The following is a 23,725-nucleotide window of genomic DNA, read 5'->3' as shown; positions in this document are numbered from 1 at the left end:
CTTATGCAATATGAAAAAAATATAGAAAATTGTTTCAATACAATTGTCTATTTAGGATAATTTTTATATAAAATAATAAGTTGTCCTAAAATATTTTTGATTACATTTGTTAGAAAAATAACGAACTTTGTGAAACAAAAACACAAACAAAAGAGAATCAGAAAAGGATGTAAGGTGGAATGAACGAAGAGAATAGTGTAGGTAAGATTAATAAGCTGGCATTTTGGCCAGCGGTTATTGCGTTGGTAGCATTTGTTATTGCAGGAATTGTGAATACACAGGCAGTAGGAAATGCGATGACGAAGATCCTAAGTGTGATCGCAAATTACTTTGGGGCATATATTAATATTTTGTCACTGGTGTTTTTGATACTTGCGGCAGTGATCATCATTGGAAAGTATGGGGATGTGATCATTGGTGGAAAAGATGCCAAACCAGATTACAGTATGCCAACATGGTGTGCGATGTCAATCTGTTCAGGAATTGGAACAGGATTGTTATTCTGGGCGATCGGGGAACCGATTTTCCATTATATGCAGACACCAACAGCAATCGGTCAGGCACAGACAAGAACTGCTGGTATCTTTGCAGTAGCACAGGCGATGTGGGATTGGAGTTTTATCCAGTATGCAATGTATGCAGTCTGTGGAGCAGCATTTGCGATTTTATGTTTTAACAAAGGAAAGAGTTTATCAATCTCTTCGATTGTAGAATGCGTTACAAATAAAAAGATTCCTTGGTTGAATACAATTGTTACATGTCTTGTAATCTTCTGCTTGATGGGAGCGACAGCAAACTCTATGGGTGTTGGACTGATGCAGATCGGTGCAGGACTCGAGACAGTCTTTGGAATTGCACAGTCACCAATCGTATGGATTTTGATCGCAGCCTTTGTATCAACGATATTTATTTTATCCTGTGTATCAGGAATCGGAAAAGGATTGAAAATTATTTCAAGCATTTGTATGTATTTCTTTATCTTCTTACTAATCTTCGTTTTCGTTTTTGGAAATACACCATTTATCGGAAAGATCACATCCGAAGCAATCGGATTTATCATCGACCATTGGGGAACTCAGACCATGCTTATGAATGCCATGGCACCAAAAGATACTTGGTTCTCTGAGTGGAGCGTTATGTACTGGAACTCATTTATCATGTATGCACCAATCATCGGAATGTTTCTTGCTCGTATGGGAAAAGGAAGAACTGTTCGTACATTTATGTTAGTTCAGGTATTAGTACCGTCAATCTTTTGTATCATCTGGATCGGAATCTTTGGTGGGCAGACAATCTTTTTACAGACATCTGGAACTTTAGATGTATGGAATGCGGTTCAGACATCCGGAATGCAGGCAACGGTATTTCAGATACTTGGAAGTTTGCCAGGCAGCAAGATCATCACGGTCTTATTCCTGTGTACGATCACTTTAAGCTTCTGCACACTTGCAGACCCAATGGCATCTGTAGCGTCAACATTATCTGTTGATGGATTATCTGCAGATGATGAACCACCTAAGAAACAGAAAGTTTTAGTTGGTATTATTCTGGCAGCAGTAGCATGTACGCTTGTTATCAGTGGGGGAACAACTGCGATCAAAGGTATGATCAATTTAAATGGATTATTGCAGAGCATTGTTATGATCTTATGTGCAGTTGCGTTTTTTAAATCTGGAAAGAAACAGGATAATGAACATGTAGATTAAAAATTTGAAATCCATAACATTGCTGTAAGTGGCAATTAGGATAAATTACTGATTGCAACTTACAGTGTAACATAATAAATGAACCGAATGAGGGAGTCATCTGATATATATTTATTGGGTGACTCCTTCATTTTATTATTAAGAAAAATCCTGTATACAGAACACAAAGAAAGATTGTTCAAAATGACAGAAGTATTCAAAATATAAATAGTGACATACAGTTCCGATATTTCACATATAAATACAATGCTGTTATAATATTAACAAGGTTAGAGAAAGGGGAAAGCGATAGCTGATATACAAAGGAAAAACAATGGTTTCAAGGAATAATAGAAAATAAAAAATCCTTGAAACAAATTTGCTTTTAAAGATCGTGATATATTTTTTTGACCTTGAATGTTACATTTTTAACGAAAAATATTTACAAAAAGAGGAGAAAAAAGAAATGAATTACAAAGAAGCTCCGTATTCTAAGTTTCATAAAATGTTATTCCTTTGTGCTGTTTTAGGACAGATCGCATGTGGTTTCGCACTTGGAATCGCAGGAACAGCAGTAACAGAAGGAAAAGCTGATCTGGGACTGAATACATTTTGGGTAGGACTTCTTGGAGCAGGAACGCTGATCGGTCTTGCGGGAAGTTTGGTAGTAGGAAACCTTGCAGATAAGATTGGACGAAGCAAATTATTAGTGCTTGACATGGCATTATTTACAATCTTCTCAATCGCACAGTTCTTTACGTCAAGCGTAGCAGTGATCATGATATTAAGAATTCTGATCGGACTTTGTATCGCAGTCGATTATACAGTAGGAAGCACGATCATTTCTGAGTGGTTTGATCCAGAAACAGCACCATCTTACTTAAGTAAATTCATCATTTACTGGACATTTGGTTATGTTTTATCATTCTTCGCAGGACTGGTCATGAGTAACTTACATACAGATTACCATATCATTTTTGCAAGTTCTGCAATTCCAGGAGCGATCGCAGCAATCGCAAGAATCGCATGTGGAATGGCTGAATCACCAAGCTGGATGACATCTGTTGGAAGAGTTGAAGAAGCAAATAAATTAATAGCAGAGAAATTAGGATCTGAATATAAAGTTGTTGTAGAAGAGAAAAAAGAAGAAGAAAAAGTATCTGTTGCAGAACTGTTCAGTCCTAAATATAGAAGAAACACTTTAGTAGGTGGAATGTTCTACGCATGTCAGGTATTCCCTTACTTTGGAGTTGGTATCTTCCTTCCAATCTTAATTGGACAGTTAAATATGGGAGATGCGAATACATCAAGTATTATTTATGATGTCTTCTGTATGGCAGGTGCATTTGCAGGAACATGGTTATGTGCAAGAATGTCAAGAAGAAGTTTTTTAACATCAACATTCTTTGGAGCAGCAATCGCATTAGTAGTTATGATCATTGGACAGAACATTTCCATCATCATCACAGTGATCGCATTTGCAGCATACGCTTTGATCATGTCAATCGCAGTTGTTATGGAGTGGCCTTATCCACCAGAATTATTCGATGACCGTGTAAGAGGAACTGGTGTTGGTATTGTTGTAGCATTCAGCCGAATCGGTGCAGCACTTGGAACATTCTTATTACCAATCTTAATGGACAGCATCGGAGGAACAGGAACACTGATTGTATGTGCAGCAGTCCTTGTATTAGGTGGAGTTGTGTGCCAGTTATTCGCACCAGAAACTTCAGCATCTTACTTAAAAAAAGTAGGCAAAGATAAAGTAGCAGCTAATTAATATTTACATAAAGCAGTACATAGCAAAAATTATAATAAACCCTTAGCAAACTTTTAGGAGGAAAAATTCATGGCGAGAGATTATATGAAGAGAATCAATGCGTTAAGAGAAAATTACATGTCTCACCGCGTTGAAATGGATATCCTGGATGCATATTATGTAACACAGGGATTTAAAGAAACAGAAGGACAGCCTTGGCAGATTCAGAAAGCTACAGGTATGAAGAAAGTTTATGAAAACAAACCAATCTTCATCCAGGACAACGAGTTATTAGTTGGTGGTGTAGCATTCAAACCTCGTGCAGGTATCTTAAACCCAGATTCAGCTTGTTCTGTCATCGAAAAAGAGTTAGATACGATCAGCACACGTAAATATGATCCATTCTATTTATCAGATGAAAATAAAAAATTATTCATGGAAGAAGTTGCACCATACTGGAGAGGAAAATGTGTCCTTGACCGTTGGAATGCAATGATGCCAGAAGACGTAAGAACAATGCGTGATGGTGGAATGTTATATGTAGACAAGAAATTCGTTCGTGGATACGGAGAAAACACACCAGGTTGGAGAACTCTTCTTGCAAAAGGTATCAAAGGTATCAAAGAAGAAGCTCAGGAAAAACTTGCAGCATTAGATGATGCAGCAGGAGAAGATACTTTAAAACAGATGATCTTCTACAAATCTCTGATCATCACAGCAGATGGAATCGTTGCTCTTGCAAATCGTCATGCAGACTTAGCGGAAGAAATGGCAGCAAAAGAAACAGATGAAACTCGTAAAGCAGAATTATTAAAGATCGCTGAAGTTAACCGTCATGTTCCAGAAAACCCACCTCGTAACTTCTATGAAGCATTACAGAGTATGTTAACATATGAATTCTGTATCTTCATGGAACAAAACGCTTCTTCTTACAACTTAGGACGTATGGATCAATACCTGATCGAATACTATAAGAAAGATATCGAAGAAGGAATCATGACTCAGGAAGATGCTCAGGAATTACTTGACTGCTTCTGGATCAAGATCGCAGAAATGGGATTATTCCAGGATGGAGAGAGTGCAGCATTCTCTGCTGGATATAACATGACAGTTCAGGTATGTGCCGGTGGTATCGACAGATACGGAAATGATGCAGTAAACGACCTTTCTTACATGACGATCCAGGCTACAGAAGATACAGCATTAAAAGAGCCTAACATGACAGTACGTTACAGCATTTCCAAGAATCCAGATTCATTCTTAAGAAAAGCTGCTGAATGTATCCGTATGGGACGTACAATGCCAGCGGTATACCACGATGATGCAGGTATCAAGATGTTACTGAACAAAGGTGTACCTCTTTCTCAGGCGTGGGATTGGACTCCATGTGGATGTGTTGAAACAAACCTTGAAGGACGCTTAAAATCTTATACTGACATCGGAGAGATCAGTATGGGTGGTGTTGTAGATATGGTTATGACAAATGGTAAGAGCCGTAAGAATGGGGAACAGGTATCTATTCAGACTGGTGATCCTCGTGATTTCAAGACGTTTGATGAATTTATGGGAGCGATCAAAAAACAGATTGATTACTTCGTACATACAATGGCAACAATGAACTCTTATCTTGATTACTTAAGTGAAAACTATCGTCCAGTACCAGCATTATCCCTAACATATCCAAACTGTATGGAAACAGGAAAAGATTATGCAAATGGTGGAGCAGAATTCAATGTAGGTAATGGAATCAACATCATCGGACAGGCAGATATCATCAACTCTTGTGCAGATATCAAATACCTGATCTACGATGAGAAGAAATTAACAATGGACGAACTTTGCAAAGCTTTAGATGCAAACTTCGAAGGATATGATGAAATCTACAAAATGTGTATGGAAGCTCCTAAATATGGAAATGACGATCCTAAGGCAGACTTCTGTGCAGGTGAGATTTATAACTACTTAGTAGACCAGATTGAAAGCTATGATTCAGCATTTGGTAAATTAACAGCTGGTATGCTTCCAGTATCAGGAAACGTTCCGATCGGACAGAGCGTAGGAGCCCTTCCTTCCGGACGTAAAGCTTGGACACCACTTGCAGACGGAATCGGAGCAACAGGTGGAACAGACGTAAACGGAGCAACAGCATTATTAAAATCTATCAGTAACCTTCCTCATTCTCGTTTCACACAGGGAACACAGATGAACTTAAAGATCGATCCAAAATTGTTAGAAGGAGAACGTGGATTAAATAACATGATGACTCTGTTAAAAACACAGTGTACATTAGATGTTTACCATACACAGTACAACATCATTGATCCAGAAGTACTGATCGATGCTCAGAAACATCCAGAAAACTATAAAGACTTACTTGTACGTGTAGCTGGATACACAGCATTCTTTGTAGAATTAGGAAAAGATATCCAGGATGACATCATCCAGCGTACAGAAATCGAAAACTGGGGATAGGATAACAGGTTAAAACACTATGATGTATCAGACTTATGAAGGAATGGACATGAAAGGAAATGTTTTAAGAATTGAGAAAAGCTCTATTTTTGATGGAGATGGACTTCGAACGGTTGTATTCTTAAAAGGATGTCCATTACGCTGCAAATGGTGTTCAACTCCGGAAAGTTATCAAAAGAAAATACAGACAACGCTTGATGGCACGATCACATACGGCCAGATCATGACAGTAGAAGACGTGATGGTGGAAGTTAGAAAAGACAGTCTTTTCTACTTCCACTCAGGCGGTGGTGTGACATTATCAGGGGGAGAAATCTTAGCCCAGCCCGAATTTGCATATAATATCCTTCGCCGTTCCTGTTATGAAGGAATTAATACGGCGATCGAATCTTCCTTCCATGCAGACTGGGACAAGATAGAACCAATTCTTGGATGTTTAGACACGGCGTTTGTTGACATGAAATTGATGGACCCAGAAAGACATAAATATTATACCGGAGTAGATAATGCTCTTATTCTGAGCAATATCGAAAAAGCAGGGAAAGAAAGAAGACCGAATATGAAAATGGTCATAAGAAGACCTCTGATCCCTGGAGTAAATGATTCCAAAGAAGATCTGACTGCACTAGCACAGTTTTTAGGAAATCTTAAAGGTGTTGATCATTTACAATTACTTCCATATCATCGTCTGGGAACAGACACTTATCGAAAGCTCGGAATGGAATATCCATTAGCAGAAATAGAAGTTCCAAGTGAAGAACATATGCAGTGGTGTAAAGACATCACAGAAAAATACGTTAAAACTATCATTTAATATATAAAGTATTTATAGGAGGAAAATTTTATTATGTTACGTTATGGATTTATTGCAGCAGGAAACATTATTCGTAGTATGCACAGAGGTGCAGAGATGAATGAGGATTACAATCCAGCAGAAATCGGTATCTACGACATCAATGAAGAAGTTCGTAAAGATTATGCTTCAAGAGGTTACAAAACATTTGACAGCATGAAAGAATTAATCGATAATTCTGAAATGTTAGTTCTTGGAGTAACACCAAAAGTTGTAGGATTCATCATTGATGAACTAGCAGAAAACTACAGACCAGACCAGGTTATGTTAACAGTTGTAACAGGTGTTGAACAGCCATGGTATCAGGAACATCTTGGAAAAGACTGCAAAGTCGTTATCTGTATGCCAAACATGAGCTCTCAGGTAGGAGAAGGAGCATTCGCTGTATCTCGTTCTGAAGCTTGTACAGATGAAGATGTTGATAAAGTATGCGCAATCTTAAGATCTTGTGGATTAGTTGAAGAAATCCCAGATGGAATGATGGCTGAAATCCTGCCATTTAACGGATCTGCTCCAGGATTCTTCTACCACATCGCTAACTTAATGGTAAAAGAAGCAAAAGATTTAGGATTAAATCCAGAAACAGCAGTACGTTTATTTGCTGAAACAATGAAAGGTAGTGCAGAAATGATCCTTTCTTCAGATACAAGTCTTGAAGATCTTGAAAAAGCATTAAGACTTCCAGGAGGAGCTACAGTTACAGCTCTTGAAAAGATCGAATCTATGGGATTTGACGCAATGTACCATGAATTCGTAAAAGTATCTGTAGAACATTGCAGAGAACTTGGAAATCAGAAATAGATCAAAACGAACATATAAATCAGAAATGATATAAAAGGAGAAAAATCATGATTACAAATCACGACAGAAAATTCAAATTAGGAATGCACAGCTACACATTACATTTATCAGGATTCGGAGAAAGCTGGGGATTCCAGGAATATGGTGAGCATCATGCATTTGAACAGGTTGCTACATTTAAAGATTTAGTAGATATCGCTGTTGAAGTAGGTCTTGACGTTCTTCACATTACATTAGTAGATATCCAGAACGATACATCTGATGAACATCTTGCAGAATGCAGAAAGATCGCTGAAGATGCAGGAATCGAACTTGAATTAAACATTTCCTTCAATGCACCATCTGATCCTCGTGTAAACTGTGGATTAGAAGAATCATTACACATTGCTCACAAATTAGGATGTAAACTGGTGAAATACAGCACAGACGTAGAACACCCAGAAAAATCTTCTCACTCTTGCTTATCACCAGAAGTAATGAAACAGCTGATCGCTATCTATGATGATTTTGCAGCTAACATTCCACTGATCGAAGAATACAACTTAAAGATCGCTATCGAAAACCATTGTGACTTATTCGCAAACGAAGTAATCTGGTTAGTAGAAAAATTAAATCACCCATTGATCGGTGCTTGCTGCGATACAATTAACTCTTTAATGTTAATGGAAGGTATTGCTGACTGTGTAGACAGAATGGCTCCATACTGCTACTGCGTACATTTCTGTGACAATAGAGTATTCGCTGATCCAGACGGAACACATTCTTTAGGAACAGCAATCGGACAGGGTAACGTAGACTGCCGCGCGATCATGGATATCTTAAGAGAAAAAGCTCCAGAAGGACTTGACACAATCGACTTAGAAATCGAACTTCCATTATCAGGACACAGTATTGAAGAAGGTCGTGAAATGGAACTTCAGGGATTAAAAGAGTCTGTTGAATATATGTACAAAGAATTAGGTATTGGATTCAACGCTTCTAAGATCTATGGAGAAAGTAATTATTTTTTAAATAAATAAAATCTTTGAAATAAAATAAACAGCAACTACTCAGGGACGCACTCTCGTTCGACTCGCATGTAATGGACGCTAAATTCGACAGTGATGATAAATCATCACTGCTCATTAAGCACCAACGTGCTCCTACGGTCCCTGAGTAGTTGCTGTTTATTTTATTTAAATTTAGTTTGTTCAAGAAATATAGGTAAGGAATGAGTACGGAAGTGCGTTGGATTTTAACTTTAGAGATTGGCTGTTTGTATGTTATAATAAAAAAGTGAAAATTGATGGGTAAAAAGGAGAATTTGGGTATGACATTGCAACAATTAAAGTATTTTATTACGGTTGCTGAGATTGGTAATATTACATATGCTGCACAACATCTTTATACTTCACAGCCAACGATCAGCAGACAGATTCAGATGTTGGAATCAGAATTGGGTTACCGTTTGTTTAACCGCCATAGTAAGCCTTTGAAGCTTACGGAGCCGGGAAAGATCCTTTATGATGGGATGAAGGAAGCTCTTTCTCAGATTAATCATACATTGGAGACAGCGAAGGTTGCTTCGGAAGGGAAGAGTGGAACGCTTTCTATTGCATTTCAGGCAGGATATTATTCAGAATATATGTTTTTTGAGATCATCGACGAACTGCGAGAAAGCTGGCCGGCATTGAAATTAAATTACAATAAGATGTCCACAACAGACCAGCACAGAGGACTTGAAAATGGAAGTATCGATATTGCGATCGGACTGGAACTTCCACACTGGGAAGAAGCAGGATTTCAGGTGCGGAAATTAAAGAAAGAGGAAACTTTGATCGTAGTATCCCAAGATCACAGATTAGCAGGAAAAGATCATCTAGAATATAATGATCTGTGCGGAGAGACTTTCTATTTAACATCACCAAATGGATATCAGGTTGATCGGATTCTTAAAGATATCTTTTGCTTGGATGGCGTACAACAGGTGGGTGTGAGTTCATCAGAGATTGCGTATTTTAAGGTAATGTCAGAAAACGGGGTAACGATCTCCAATCCACATGATCCTTATTTGCTGAATAATCCTTATTATCATAGTATTCCTTTCGAATCTGAGTATTCAGATTCTTATGTATGCGTGACGAATCCTAATAATACGAACCCGGTTATTAAGTTGTTTATGGATTTGATAGAAGATGGAGAATTATAATTTATAATAATAGTATAAAATATTTGACAGGTATTATTTAGAATCTCGTTTACCGTGAGAATATCCAAGACTATAAAAAGTCATACAAAGGCTGATTATGCCAATGAGGGTATCTACACTTAACATACATCTATTCCTCCTGCGTATATATTTCCAATTAGATTGGATTTCTATGTAAACCGGGCTATAACTCCCGGAGAGGAGGCTAACCGCCTACCGTTTCATGGTAGCACCTTAGTGATTAGTGTAATATATATTGGTATTAATAGCAATACTGATAAAATGATTTTAGTGAAAAAAATAAAGAAAATGAAAAAGCAGTCAAAAATGGCTGCTTTTTATTTTGCAGCTTATTGTTTCTTAAAAGATCAATTTTATATGACATATAAATAAGTTTTTATGATTATAATTATAATTTTCAGAATATAAAATCAATGGTATAATAAATGTGAATATTTTGTGAACGGAAAAAAGGAGGGAATGTATGAAAAAATATAGAGGTATCATATTGATGCTAGCCGTAATATTAATAATTTTTTCAAAAAATAATGTTAAGGCAGCAGATGCTAAAGTAGAAAATGCAATAAACTGGGCTATAGGTATAGCTAATGATAATTCACATGGATATAGCCAGAGCAATCGTTGGGGACCAAATTATGATTGCTCTTCTTTTGTAATTTCTGCATTTAGAAGTGCAGGATTTAATACAGGTTCAGCTGCTAATACGGGAAATATGCGAAGTCAATTTACACAAAATGGATTTGATTGGATTCCGTGGAGTCAAATTGGAAATATGTCTAATCTTCAAAGAGGTGATATACTTTTAAGAGATACAGGCATATGGGAGAAACAGCATACAGAAATATATTTAGGAAATGGAAAAAATGTAGGAGCACATTCCAATCGAGGATATCCTCAAACAGGAGATCAGACAGGTACAGAGGTATCAGTGGATGGTTATTATTATCATCCTTGGGATGGGGTATTAAGATTAAAAAAGCAATCGCATGATCCAATAGGAAGTGTAGACCAGTTATCAGCAGGGAATGGAACAGTTGTAGTTCATGGTTGGGCAATGGATGAAGACGACAGTTCACAAACATTGCAGATTCACTTTTATATAGATGGGGTATATTTTGGACAAGTTCAGGCAGATATGACAAGACCAGATGTTGGAAAACATGGTTTTATAGCGGTTCTGCCAACAGATAAGGCAGGAGAACATAGAATAGATTGTTATGCGATCAACATAGGTGGTGGATCAAACGTGAAACTTCCATTGTATAGTGATATTTCAAGTAATGTGGTTACTATATTACCTAAAAATGTAACAGAAAATAATATTGAATTTACAGGAGAAAATATAAATTCGGATGGTAACAGCTATGCCGTAACAGGTATAACTTCCAAAGTCAAAGGTTATGTAACAATTCCTAAAAATGTAAATGGATATAAAGTTCATCGTATAGCCAGAGAAGTGTTTAAAAATAAAATGAATGTTACAGGAGTATATATTCCAAATGGATGTTATCGACTGGGATCAGAATGTTTTGAAGGATCAGCAAATTTAGAAAGTATCCGTGTTCCTAAAAGCATAAAAGAAATAGGAACAGATGTGTTTAAAGGATGTACATCTCTTAAACATATCTATTATCAAGGAGATGAGGATTCATGGAATACAGAGTTAACAGCAGATGTAAGAAATGCGTTGAAAAATACAGGTGCTGAAATTCATTATAATGAAAAGGCTGTTTATAAAAATAAAGAATCTAATATGAAATTAACATATTATCTGGAACAAGAAGGATTGTGTATTGATGGATGCAACATGGAGGCAAAGGGAGAAATTACTATACCATCTTCTATTACTGGCATAAAGGTAAATAGGGTGGCATTACATACATTTGAAGCTCATGATAAGTTGACAGGAATTATTTTCGAAGAAGGTATTGTAAGAATTGGACAGTACGGATTGGCGAATTGCCCAAATTTGAAAAAAATAGTATTTCCAAAATCATTAAAAACATTAGGGAAAAATATTTTAAGTGAAAGTAATAACCTTGATAAAATATATTTTAAAGGCTCTGGAGAAGAGTGGAGAAATATTATAATTGATGGCGATAGTCTTGGAACCAAATGCAATATTTTAGCTGAATATGAAATGGCTTCAACGAATCGAAGAACAATATCAGATGGAGACTATTATATTGTAACAACAGATACAAAAATAGGAATGGGATCTGTAGGAAATAATGTTGAATTGATGCAGAATTCTGCTGATGATGTACAGATTATGCATGTAACATATTTAGGAGATGGATATTACAAAGTTACTTCTAAACAATCAGGATTAGCATTAGATGTAGAAAATGCTTCATCAACAGAGGGCACGAATCTGCAATTATATAAAGATAATGGTACATCAGCTCAGTGTTGGATTATCAAGGAGGCAGAAGATAATTATAACTATTATATTATTTCTGGATGTAATGGACGAGCTATTGATATTGAAAATGGAACAATTAAATCTGGAACTAATATTAGAACATGGACATGGAATAAAACAGATGCACAGAAATGGCATTTTGTTAGAGTTAATAAAGATGCGCAAAAGAGTGTTGAAGATGGAAATTATCGAATTATTTCTGCACTTGATCATACAAAAGGGCTTAACGTTGAAGATGCATCTGCACAAGATGGAACGAATATTAACGTATATCAGAATACAGAAGATAGGAAACAGATTTTTAATATTACTTATATAGGAGATGGATTTTATAAGATTATTAATAATTACACAAAAACAGGATTGTTTGCATCAAGTTCTAATCCATATAAAGGAAGTAATGTAGTAGCCAATAAAGATTTAAATACGAAATCAATGCATTGGGGTATTAAAAAATCGAATAATGGAAAATATTATAATATTTTCTGTCAGAACGGAGGAAATTATTTAGATGTGTTTGGTGGAGTTGCTGAAAATAAAACGAATGTACAGCTCTGGTCTGAAAATTCGAGTGAAGCACAAGACTGGATTTTAATTTCAGATGAAGACTTAAAAATAGATGCATCAATAGATGGTTTGACAGCTTCTATTTCATGGAACAAGATTTCATGGGCAGATGAATATGAAATTATTGTTTGCAATGATGGTGGAAAAGATTATATAAAGAAATCTGTAACATCAACAAAAAGTGATATACAATTGCCAGCAGGTAAATATTCAGTGTATGTGAAAGCAATTAATAATGAACTTGAGTATACAAAGAAAAGTAATGAAGTGGAAATTGAAACAACAAGGACAAAAGAAGATCAGGTCGTAAATGATATTACATTTAAAGATGCAACATTTGTTTATGATGGAAAAGAGAAAAATATTGTTGTTGAGCAAAAGCTTCCAGACGGAGTTACAGTGGAATATGAAGGAAATAAAAAAACAGATGCAGGAACATATACTGTTATTGCAAGATTTTTTGATGAGGGAAAAAAACTGTTAGATGTGAAAAAAGCCAAAATGGTCATAGAACCAAAGACAGCAGATAGCAATATTAATGTAAAAGAAATCCCTGATCAAGATTATACAGGAAATGAAATAATTCCTGAATTTGAGATTTATGATGGAGATGTTTTATTGAGAGAAGAGACAGATTATATATTACAGTATTCTGACAATGTAAACACAGGGACAGCTCAGGTTGTGATTGAATTTATGGGAAATTACAAAGGGAAAAAGAGTACAACATTTTCTATTATAAAAGCAAAGAATTCATGGACATCGGAATTAAAATGTGAGGACATTAAATATGGAGAGGATCTAAATGTTTTTGCAGCTGCAAAATTTGGAAAGGTGGAATATAAGTTTGCATCTACACCATTGGGAACTTACAGATCAAAAAAACCAGAGGAAGCGGGAAGTTATTATGTAAAAGCATTTGTAGACGGAACAAAAAATTATGATGCACTAGAGTCAGATGCAGTGCGATTTAATATTGAAAAAGCAGAATATGATTTATCTGGAGTTGTATTTAAAAATGAAGAATTTACTTATGATGGAGAACAAAAATATTTAGCACTTATAGGAACGATTCCAGATGGAATTGATGTTCAATATATTGGTAATGGAAAAATTAATGCAGGAGAATATTCTGTAACTGCAAAATTAACAGGAGATGACAATCACGAAAACTGTAAAGATTTTACAGCAAAACTAATTATTAAACCTGCAACGATTGAGATTCCAACAGGAAAAATTCTGGTGTATCAGGATGGACAAACAATTACAGGAATAACAGGAAACACAAAATTTGAAGTCATTTCTGGAGATAAAGCAACAGAAGTAGGAAAATATGAAGCGGTTGTAAAACTGAAAGATTCCAAAAACTATATATGGAGTGATGGAACAATAGAAAATAAAGTAATTCCATGGGAAATTATAGAATCATCACAGCACAAGCATAAAATGCAAAAAGTGGAAGCTATATCAGCAACATGTGAAACAACAGGGTATGAGCAATACTGGAAGTGTGAAATATGTGAAGAGCTGTTTATGGATGAAGAAGGATTATATGGAATTTATGAACCAATAGAAATTCCAGCAACAGGGCATCAATATGAAGCTTGGAAAACAATAGTTGAACAAAGTGTTTTATCAGCCGAAAAGCAACAACGGATCTGTAATATATGTGGAAGAAAAGAAGAACGAACGGTTGGTCAAAAATTAAAGCCAACAATAAAAGTTACTAAAACGTCTCTAAAACTGTTCCAAAACCAATCAACAGATCAATTAGGCGTTTATGGACTGGAAAAAGGAGACTATGTAAAATCATGGACATCCAGCAACAAAAAGATAGTCACAATTACAGGAAAGAGCAACGGAACCTGTACGATTAAAGCTGGAACTAAAACAGGAACCACAAAGATTGCAATTACACTTGCTTCAGGTCTAAAGAAAACAGTTACAGTAACAGTGAGCAAGAAAACAGTCGATTGTAAATCTATTGGAAAAGTACCAAAGAAACTGACATTAAAAAAGAAAAAAACATATAAGTTAAAACCAGTGATTAAACCAAGCAATTATACAGCCAAAGCGAAATATACAACATCAAATAAGAAAATCGTGAAGGTTGATTCCAAAGGAAAAATCACAGCAGTGAAGAAGGGAAAAGCTAAGATTACGGTTACAGTAGGTAAGAAGAAAGTTGTTTGTGTAGTTACAGTTAAATAGGAATATTGTTAAGAAAATTATGAAGTAAAACAATATGAGGTAAAGGCAGAGATATTACAGATTATTTGTAGTATCTCTGTTTTTTGAGTTGAGTATTGAAAATATGGGATTATATTTTTCACGAGTGCTTTATGACAGGATTTTTTCCAATCGCGAAATATTCCAATGGATCAAAATTAAATATGTTTATAGAATATCCTATGATAAAACATCATCAATGTAAAGTAGAGGTATAATCCCCTCTACTTTACAAATATAGCCAAAAACTGCTTTTTAACCTCCACTGCTCTCTGCGGTTCCATGAGATCGTTAGGTAGTTATTCTTACGCTGTTTAAGATTGAAGATCGCTTTCTCAATTGCACGAGGCAGATATTGTTTAACATCGGATTTATGAATAAAATAAACATGTTCCGTCTCATACACATCACTGCAGTATTCCCGGTACTGTGTGATAAAGATAATCTGTGTAGCAGCATGAGACTGTAAGATTTCTTTGGATAAGATAATACCGGATTTTTCAGGAAGTTCGATATCCATTAAGACGATATCATATGGGACAGAGTTTTTACCATATAATTTAGAGCGATCTTCTGCGGAAGAACAAGGATGAATTTCGGTAGACAGCTCTTTTGTTTCTTTAATTGTTTTTTCAAGTTCGCGCAGATAGATTGGATCATCTTCGCAGATTGCAATATGAATCATTTGTGAATCTCCTTTGTATTCAATCGTTTGGCAGCTGGAACAGAAGCTCAGAAGAAAATGAATTCTTTTGATCCAGCCATTTGCAAGTTCCGTGGTACTGCGAAACGATATCTTCTATAATAGTCAATCCATGGCCATGCAGGACATGGGATTCTTTCTTTGTTGTGTGGTGTGTAAAAATCTCATTGGAATTTTTACTGTTTTGCATATATACAATAAACATATTTGCCCGAAAATCTGTTGTCAGCGAGATAAATAGATCTGTTTGTGAAGGATCACACAGGCGGCAGGCCTCAATCGCATTATCTAATAGGTTTGAAAAAAGGCTTGTGATCGTAAAATCCGAAAAATATGAATCAAAATGTTCTGGCAGGATAATACGAAACCGGCATTGGATTTTCGATTGATCAGCAATGACCTTCTTTTCCTGAAGTAATGTATTTAATAAAGCATTTTTACAAAAAGAATCAGGATAATTTCTTTTCACATGGGAAGAAATCGAAGTTGTCATATCATCATAGTTTTCAGATTCGCATAGATCAATTGCAAGATCGATATGCGAATGAATATAACGCTGCTTTTCAAGAATCTGTGTCCGCAGAGTTTCAATTTCTTTTTCCTGTTTCAGGACTGTCTGCTGTGTTGAATCAAGCATATTCAACTCAATCTGTTTTTTCGTATTATTACACGTAGTGATAATGATACTGATAAAAGAAAGAAGGCATAGCACCATAAGAAGATTAAAGAAAAAAGACAAATAGGGCTGAACAGTTTCCATAGGAAAATGTTTCTGGAATGCCGGGGTTGTGAGCAGACAATGATAAAGTACAGCAGTAAAAGGAATGAGGAATATGTAAATAAAAGTTAAAATGGATTGTATTTTATGAGATTTCATTTAATTCATTACAGCTGGTCTCCTTTCTCCTGCATTTGTTTCATATAAGTGATGATCTCAAAAATGCAAAGCAATGATATAGAAAACGGATTGCCGTCAAGTCCGATAAAAACGCTGACAATATGAAGTTTTGGGAATAATAGTCCAATCAGGGATAAAATAGTGGCAGAGATGCCTTCAATCAGTAAAATGGAATTAAAAAACAGACAGAATGAAATAAACTTGAAAGATTTTGTACCACCAAGAAAAAAGAAAAAACTAAACACAGTAAACGGATAGATCAGCAGCATGCTATATTTACTTGCGGCGGATGGAGGGACGAATATATTCAACATATAGTAAGAAAAACTTGCGATCATAAAAAATCCCCCCCTCTCAGATCAAGTCAAATTATCCAGTAATTGATACATTTATTATACAATATATTTATGTATACAAAAAGATAAAAGATATAAATTTGAGAAGGAGATATAGAATTTAATAAATTAAATCAAATGATAATATTTAAATGCATGATAAATCCCATCATCATTTACGGAATCTGTAACATATTCCGCAATTCCTTTTAACTCATCACAGGCATTTCCCATAGCAATGCTATGACCAGCGGCTTTGAACATAGAGATATCGTTATTACTGTCTCCAAATGCATAGCAGTCATCTGTAGAGATATCGAGATGATCAGCTACATATTTAAGACCAGTTCCCTTATCATGATCTTTTAACAGGATCTCATACTGGGTATCGTCAATTCGAATATAATCCATTGTATCAGAAATGCTGTCAAGAGCAGCTACAAAACCAGAAGCGTTACTTCCAGGTCCTGTAAATACAATGGCTTTGTCAGGATCTTCAACATGATCCCATGTAAATTCATGTGCCATATAAGGGGCAAGTTCAAAAGCAGTGATCATAAATCCATAATGTGGATGAAAGTCAACATTATGATCACGGAAATAAGAACATTTTTCCCCTTCAAATGTTCCGTAGATATTGTTTTCTTCACAAATCCGTTTAATCTGTTCAACCACTGTATCAGGGATTATCTTGTGATAGATCGTTTCACCATCGAGAAGGATGTGAACTCCGTTAGAACAAAGATAACCATCGCATCCAATATCAAGGATTTCTTTTTCAAAATAAACAAGAGGCCGTCCGGTGTTGATCAGTACTTTATGACCATTTTTTTGTGCAGCATGGATTGCTGTGATTGCAGATTCTGGAACCAGACGCTGTTCTTTGCTGTACAAAGTCGCATCAACATCCAGAAAGATTAGTTTGTTGTTTTCACTCATATTATCATTCCCCATCTAAATATTTATAAAAATTAAGAGCCAGATACAAATGAAGATTGATGGTCCGGCTCTGTGCTGTAAGGATATAGTTGACTATTCTTCCACAGTTACAGTCTTCATAACTTGTGGTTCTAATGGTTTATCGGAATAATCTGTTGCAACTTCAGCGATCTTGTTTACAACATCCATTCCTTCGATGATCTTACCAAATGCAGCATACTGACCATCTAAGTGTGGAGCAGCTTTGTGCATGATAAAGAACTGTGATCCGGCAGAGTCAGGCATCATGGAACGTGCCATGGAAAGAACACCTGGTGTGTGTTTTAAATTATTGATCACACCATTCTGGCTGAATTCTCCTTTAATAGTATGTCCAGGACCACCTGTACCTGTTCCTAATGGGCATCCACCCTGGATCATAAATCCGTTGATGACACGATGGAAAGTTAAACCATCATAGAAACCATCTTTTACAAGATTTACGAAATTTTCAACAGTGATCGGAGCAACGTCCGGATATAATTCTGCTTTCATTACATCACCATTTTCCATAGTGATCGTTACAATTGGATTTGCCATAATACAAAATTCCTTTCTATATTATTTAATACTTAGATCAGATCATATCATATCTGACTATGGTTTGATTATAATGGATAACATAAGAAAAGTACAGATAGACGAGGTGAGAGATTGAAGATATTTTAGTGCAATGAAATGCAAAATCATCACAAAAGTTACAAAAAAGTTAAGATTATGAACAAAATTTAATAAAAAACCTTTTTTTTCTGCAAAATACGAGTATAATAACATACAAAATACATAAGATTTACATTTGGGAGGAAATTATGGATTTATATTTAGATTTTGATGATCATTCCAAACGACACAGAAGGGGGCGCCGTGGATATGGAAGAAGAAATCGTTCTAGAAAACCTTGGATCATAGGAATCATCATTGTGCTGGTTGTGATCATTGGTGTGTTTTTTGGTGGAAGAAAATATATGGCATATCGAAAGGCACAGCAGGAAAAAGCGAGACGGCTTGCAGAAGCAAGAAAGATCGTAACGGTTATGATACCAGAGGGATATTCTATTGATATGATGGCAAAACGACTGGAAGATCAGGGAGTATTTAAAGCAGATGAATTTATTGCAGCGGTAAAAGATACAAGCCAGTACAGCAACAAATTTATCAAAGACATCCCATCCAAGAAGGGAGTAAAATATCAATTAGAAGGATACCTTTATCCAGATACTTATAAGCTTTATAAAAGTTCAAAGCCAAAAGATCTGATTCAGAAGATGCTTGATAATTTTGAAAAGAAATATTCTGTACTTGCCAAGGATTATAAGGGAAAACATTCTATGGCAGAGATCATGACGATCGCTTCCATGATCGAGCGCGAGGCGAAAGTAGAATCTGAACGTCCGGTGATCGCAGGAGTGATCGAGAATCGTCTTGCAAAGAAAATGCAACTTCAGATCGATCCAACCGTATTATATACAACAACAAATGGGTTATATAATGCGAAGAAGGTATATTATAAAGATTTGAAAGTGAAAACGGTTTATAATACTTATGTGATCAAAGGATTACCTGCTGGACCAATCTGTAATCCGTCAGATACAGCGATCAAGGCGGCAATGAATCCTAAGAAACATAAATATCTGTATTATCGCACAGATGGAAGCAAAAAAGGAACCCATGTTTTCACAAAAACATTTGATGAACATAAGAAGGCGAAGAGTACAAGTACAAAAGATAAAAATAGTACAAATAGCACAAATACAACAAATTCAAAATCTTGAGTATTTTACTAAGGATTTAAAAACATTGTTATTTTTGTGACGTACAAAAAAAAATACCTAAAAATACATAAAAATCTCTTTAAAAACTTGTGCAAATAATGTAGAATAAAGCTGTATACAAAAGTTATATGTATACAGCTTTGTTTATGTTTTAAGCAACTTGTGAAAGTTGTAGTGATATTTTCTACGCTCATATGCTAGGTGGACGTAGAGATTAACAATGTGTGAATATATTCACACGAGATTTTTTAGGAGGAAGAGAACATGGCAAGAAAAATGAAAACCATGGATGGTAACACAGCCGCTGCACACGTATCATATGCGTTTACAGAAACAGCAGCAATTTATCCTATTACACCATCCTCACCAATGGCAGAGTCAACTGACCAGTGGGCAACACAGGGAAAGAAAAATATTTTCGGACATCCTGTAAAATTAGTTGAAATGCAGTCTGAAGGAGGAGCAGCAGGAACAGTACATGGTTCTTTAGCAGCTGGTGCATTAACAACTACTTATACAGCATCTCAGGGTCTGTTATTAATGATCCCTAACATGTATAAGATCGCTGGTGAACAGATGCCTTGCGTATTTGATGTATCTGCTCGTGCACTTGCATCTCACGCACTGAACATCTTCGGTGACCATTCTGATGTTTACGCTTGTCGTCAGACAGGTTTCGCAATGCTTTGCAGCTCTAGTGTTCAGGAAGTTATGGACTTAGGAGCAGTAGCTCATTTAGCAACAATTAAAGGACGTGTTCCTGTATTACATTTCTTCGATGGATTTAGAACATCTCATGAAATTCAGAAGATCGAAATGTGGGATTATGATGATCTTGCAGAAATGGTTGACTATGATGCAATCGACAAATTCAGAGCTGAGTGCTTAAACCCAGAACATCCAGTTCTTCGTGGATCTGCTCAGAACCCTGACATCTTCTTCCAGGCAAGAGAAGCAGCTAACTCAACATACAATGCTTTCCCTGCAATCGTTGAAGAATATATGGATAAAGTTAACGCTAAGATCGGAACAAACTATAAATTATTCAACTACTATGGTGCTGAAGACGCTGAAAGCGTTATCATCGCTATGGGATCTGTTTGTGAAACAATCGACGAAACAATCGATTACTTAATGAAACAGGGTAAAAAAGTCGGTGTTGTTAAAGTTCGTCTTTACAGACCATTCGTTGCTGAAAAATTAGTTGAAGCAATCCCTGAAACAGCAAAAGTTATCAACGTATTAGACAGATCTAAAGAGCCTGGAGCAAGAGAACCATTATACCTTGATGTTGTTAACGCATTAAGAGGAACAAAATTCGAAAGCTGCACAATCAATGGTGGACGTTATGGATTAGGTTCTAAAGATACTACACCAGCTGATATCATCGCTACATTCGAAAACGTTGATAAAAACGAATTTACATTATCTATCGTGGATGATGTTACTAACTTATCTCTTGAAAGAGGAGAAACTCCAGTTACAGCTCCAGACAGCATCGTAGCTTGTAAATTCTGGGGACTTGGAGCCGACGGTACTGTTGGTGCTAACAAGAACTCTATCAAGATCATTGGTGACCATACAGACAAATATGCTCAGGCATACTTTGATTATGATTCTAAGAAATCTGGTGGTGTTACAATGTCCCACTTACGTTTCGGAGATGACCCAATCAAATCTACATACCTGATCAACAAAGCTGACTTTGTTGCTTGCCATTGTGCACCATATTTAACAAAATATAACATGGTTCAGGACTTAAAAGACGGTGGAACATTCCTGTTAAACTGCAGCTGGTCTCCAGAAGAAGTTGGAGAACATCTTCCAGGACAGGTAAAAGCTTACTTAGCTAAACACAACATTAAGTTCTATATCATTGACGGTATCAAGATCGGTAAAGAAATCGGACTTGGTGGACGTATCAATACTGTATTACAGTCTGCATTCTTCAAATTATCAGGAATCATCCCTGAAGAAGATGCTATCAAATATATGAAAGACGCTGCAACAGCTTCTTACAGCAAGAAGGGTGAAGCTATCGTTAAGATGAACCACGATGCTATCGATGCTGGTGCAAAAGCTATCGTTGAAGTACCAGTTCCAGCTGAATGGGCTGACGCTGAAACAGAAAGCTTATTTGTTGAAGCTAAGGGAGATAACAAACCTCTTGTTGATTACATCAACAACGTACAGAACTACGTTAACGGACAGGAAGGTAACGCTCTTAAAGTTAGCGATTTAGTACCTTACGTAGATGGACATATGCCTTTAGGTGCATCTGCATATGAAAAACGTGGAGTAGCAGTAGACGTTCCTTCTTGGAATCCAGATAACTGTATTCAGTGTAACTTCTGTGCTTATGTATGTCCTCATGCAACAATCCGTCCAGTAGCTATGACAGAAGAAGAAGCTAAAGCAGCTCCAGCAGCTACTAAGACAGCTGATATGACTGGAATGCCAGGATACAAATTCGCTATGACAGTTACAGTTCTTGACTGTTTAGGATGCGGATCTTGTGTAAACATCTGTCCAGGTAAGAAGGGTGAAAAAGCTCTTACAATGCAGGGATTAGATTCTCAGAGAGATCAGCAGGAAGTTTATGACTATGGTCAGAAATTACCAGCAAAAGAAGAAGTACTTGCTAAATTCAAAGCTGATTCCGTTAAAGGAAGCCAGTTCAGACAGCCAATGCTTGAGTTCTCAGGAGCATGTGCTGGTTGTGGTGAAACACCTTATGCTAAACTGATCACTCAGTTATTCGGTGAAAGAATGTACATCGCAAACGCAACAGGATGTTCTTCTATCTGGGGTGGATCTGCACCTGCTACACCATACACAACAAACGCTAAAGGACAGGGACCAGCTTGGGCTAACTCACTGTTCGAAGATAACGCAGAGTTTGGTTTAGGTATGTTCACAGGACAGAACACATTAAGAGAACAGACAAAAGAAAAAGTTGTTGCATTAGCTGAATCTACAGATAACGCAGATGTTAAAGCAGCAGCAGCTGAATACTTAGACACATATACAGACGGAAGCAAGAACGGAGCAGCTACAGATAAATTAGTAGCAGCATTAGAAGCTTGTGGATGTGACGCTGCCAAAGAAATCCTTGCTAAGAAAGAATTCTTATCTAAGAAATCTCAGTGGATCTTCGGTGGTGACGGATGGGCATACGACATCGGATTCGGTGGTGTTGACCATGTATTAGCATCTGGAGAAGACGTAAACGTATTCGTATTCGATACAGAAGTTTACTCTAACACAGGTGGACAGGCATCTAAATCTACTAACTTAGGTGCAATCGCTCAGTTCCAGGCAGCTGGTAAAGGAACTAAGAAGAAAGACCTTGCAGCAATCGCAATGAGCTACGGATATGTATATGTAGCACAGATCGCTATGGGTGCTGATTACAACCAGACAGTTAAAGCAATCGCAGAAGCTGAAGCTTATCCAGGACCATCATTAGTTATTGGATACGCTCCATGTATCAACCACGGTATCAAGGGTGGAATGAAGATTGCTCAGACAGAAGAAAAGAAAGCTGTTACTTCTGGATACTGGAATCTGTTCAGATTCAACCCAACATTAGCTGCTGAAGGAAAGAATCCATTCCACTTAGATTCTAAAGCTCCTACAACAGAATACGAAGACTTCATCATGGGAGAAGTTCGTTACAATGCATTATCTCGTCAGAATCCTGAAAGAGCTAAAGCACTGTTCGCAGAAGCTAAAGCAAACGCAGAAGCTAAATACAACAGATTAAAAGATATGTCTGATAGATAGGAATTCCATCCAGAACCTTAGTGAATCCGAGCCACAGGCGAAAGATGAACTTAGTTGAGAGGATGTGTCCCTTAGATAATCTTAATCTAATAAATCAAATCCCTCTTTGTGAGAAATTGCAAAGAGGGATTTTTTTGATTTATAGGAAGGAAAGTATGCAGGACCATGATAAAACCAGGGGTAAAGTTTTTGTGTTTGTTCTATGTAGAGACATAAAAATAAGAGCCAGACTTTTTAAGCCCGACTCTATATT

At 36.4% G+C, this 23,725-nt stretch carries 15 protein-coding genes; 10 read left to right on the top strand and 5 right to left on the bottom strand.

Features of this window, described 5'->3' with window-relative positions; translation table 11 throughout:
• Positions 1-179: 179 nt before the first annotated feature.
• From KE503_RS03745 to KE503_RS03710, 8 genes are all read left to right on the top strand, one after another.
• Positions 180-1,706: a BCCT family transporter gene (locus tag KE503_RS03745; RefSeq protein WP_212384518.1), complete on the top strand. Its 1,527-nt coding sequence runs from the start codon at positions 180-182 to the stop codon at positions 1,704-1,706.
• Positions 1,707-2,151: 445 nt separating this feature from the next.
• Positions 2,152-3,465: an MFS transporter gene (locus tag KE503_RS03740; protein WP_212384517.1), complete on the top strand. Its 1,314-nt coding sequence runs from the start codon at positions 2,152-2,154 to the stop codon at positions 3,463-3,465.
• 69 nt (positions 3,466-3,534) lie between these two features.
• Positions 3,535-5,916, top strand: coding sequence for a glycyl radical protein (locus KE503_RS03735; RefSeq protein ID WP_212384516.1), 2,382 nt, complete (start codon positions 3,535-3,537; stop codon positions 5,914-5,916).
• A gap of 19 nt (positions 5,917-5,935) precedes the next feature.
• A complete protein-coding gene (locus KE503_RS03730; protein WP_212384515.1) occupies positions 5,936-6,730 on the top strand; it encodes a glycyl-radical enzyme activating protein in 795 nt (264 codons plus the stop codon).
• 33 nt (positions 6,731-6,763) lie between these two features.
• Positions 6,764-7,570, top strand: a complete 807-nt coding sequence (locus KE503_RS03725) for a pyrroline-5-carboxylate reductase family protein (RefSeq protein WP_212384514.1) — start codon at positions 6,764-6,766, stop codon at positions 7,568-7,570.
• 47 nt (positions 7,571-7,617) lie between these two features.
• A complete protein-coding gene (locus tag KE503_RS03720; protein ID WP_212384513.1) occupies positions 7,618-8,589 on the top strand; it encodes a sugar phosphate isomerase/epimerase family protein in 972 nt (323 codons plus the stop codon).
• A 290-nt stretch (positions 8,590-8,879) separates the two neighbouring features.
• Positions 8,880-9,758, top strand: coding sequence for a LysR family transcriptional regulator (locus KE503_RS03715; protein WP_212384512.1), 879 nt, complete (start codon positions 8,880-8,882; stop codon positions 9,756-9,758).
• A gap of 484 nt (positions 9,759-10,242) precedes the next feature.
• On the top strand, positions 10,243-14,982 hold the full coding sequence (locus KE503_RS03710; RefSeq protein WP_212384511.1) for an RICIN domain-containing protein: 4,740 nt from the start codon (positions 10,243-10,245) through the stop codon (positions 14,980-14,982).
• A gap of 247 nt (positions 14,983-15,229) precedes the next feature.
• On the opposite strand, the gene KE503_RS03705 is transcribed toward KE503_RS03710, so the two are convergent.
• The 5 genes from KE503_RS03705 to KE503_RS03685 form a co-directional block, all read right to left on the bottom strand.
• Positions 15,230-15,685, bottom strand: a complete 456-nt coding sequence (locus KE503_RS03705; protein ID WP_212384510.1) for a LytR/AlgR family response regulator transcription factor — start codon at positions 15,683-15,685, stop codon at positions 15,230-15,232.
• 19 nt (positions 15,686-15,704) lie between these two features.
• Positions 15,705-16,340, bottom strand: a complete 636-nt coding sequence (locus tag KE503_RS03700; RefSeq protein ID WP_212384509.1) for a GHKL domain-containing protein — start codon at positions 16,338-16,340, stop codon at positions 15,705-15,707.
• Positions 16,341-16,588: 248 nt separating this feature from the next.
• Positions 16,589-16,939, bottom strand: a complete 351-nt coding sequence (locus KE503_RS03695; protein WP_212384508.1) for a hypothetical protein — start codon at positions 16,937-16,939, stop codon at positions 16,589-16,591.
• 126 nt (positions 16,940-17,065) lie between these two features.
• Positions 17,066-17,875 carry a Cof-type HAD-IIB family hydrolase gene (locus tag KE503_RS03690; protein WP_249182951.1) on the bottom strand — a complete coding sequence of 270 codons (810 nt, stop codon included), beginning with the start codon at positions 17,873-17,875 and terminating at the stop codon, positions 17,066-17,068.
• Between the two features lie 93 nt (positions 17,876-17,968).
• Positions 17,969-18,454: a peptidylprolyl isomerase gene (locus KE503_RS03685; protein WP_055196363.1), complete on the bottom strand. Its 486-nt coding sequence runs from the start codon at positions 18,452-18,454 to the stop codon at positions 17,969-17,971.
• 269 nt (positions 18,455-18,723) lie between these two features.
• Here KE503_RS03685 and mltG point away from each other — a divergent pair, with 269 nt between their 5' ends.
• The gene (gene mltG / locus KE503_RS03680; protein WP_212384506.1) at positions 18,724-19,686 is read left to right on the top strand and encodes an endolytic transglycosylase MltG; all 963 of its coding nucleotides are present in this window, start codon (positions 18,724-18,726) and stop codon (positions 19,684-19,686) included.
• A 264-nt stretch (positions 19,687-19,950) separates the two neighbouring features.
• Positions 19,951-23,472 (top strand): pyruvate:ferredoxin (flavodoxin) oxidoreductase, encoded by a 3,522-nt coding sequence (nifJ, locus tag KE503_RS03675; RefSeq protein WP_212384505.1) that lies wholly within the window; start codon positions 19,951-19,953, stop codon positions 23,470-23,472.
• The last annotated feature ends 253 nt before the right edge of the window (positions 23,473-23,725 follow it).

It is taken from the genome of Anaerostipes sp. Marseille-Q3525 (assembly GCF_018223505.1).
Lineage (GTDB): Bacteria > Bacillota > Clostridia > Lachnospirales > Lachnospiraceae > Anaerostipes > Anaerostipes amylophilus.
This window is presented reverse-complemented; position numbering and strand designations above follow the sequence as displayed.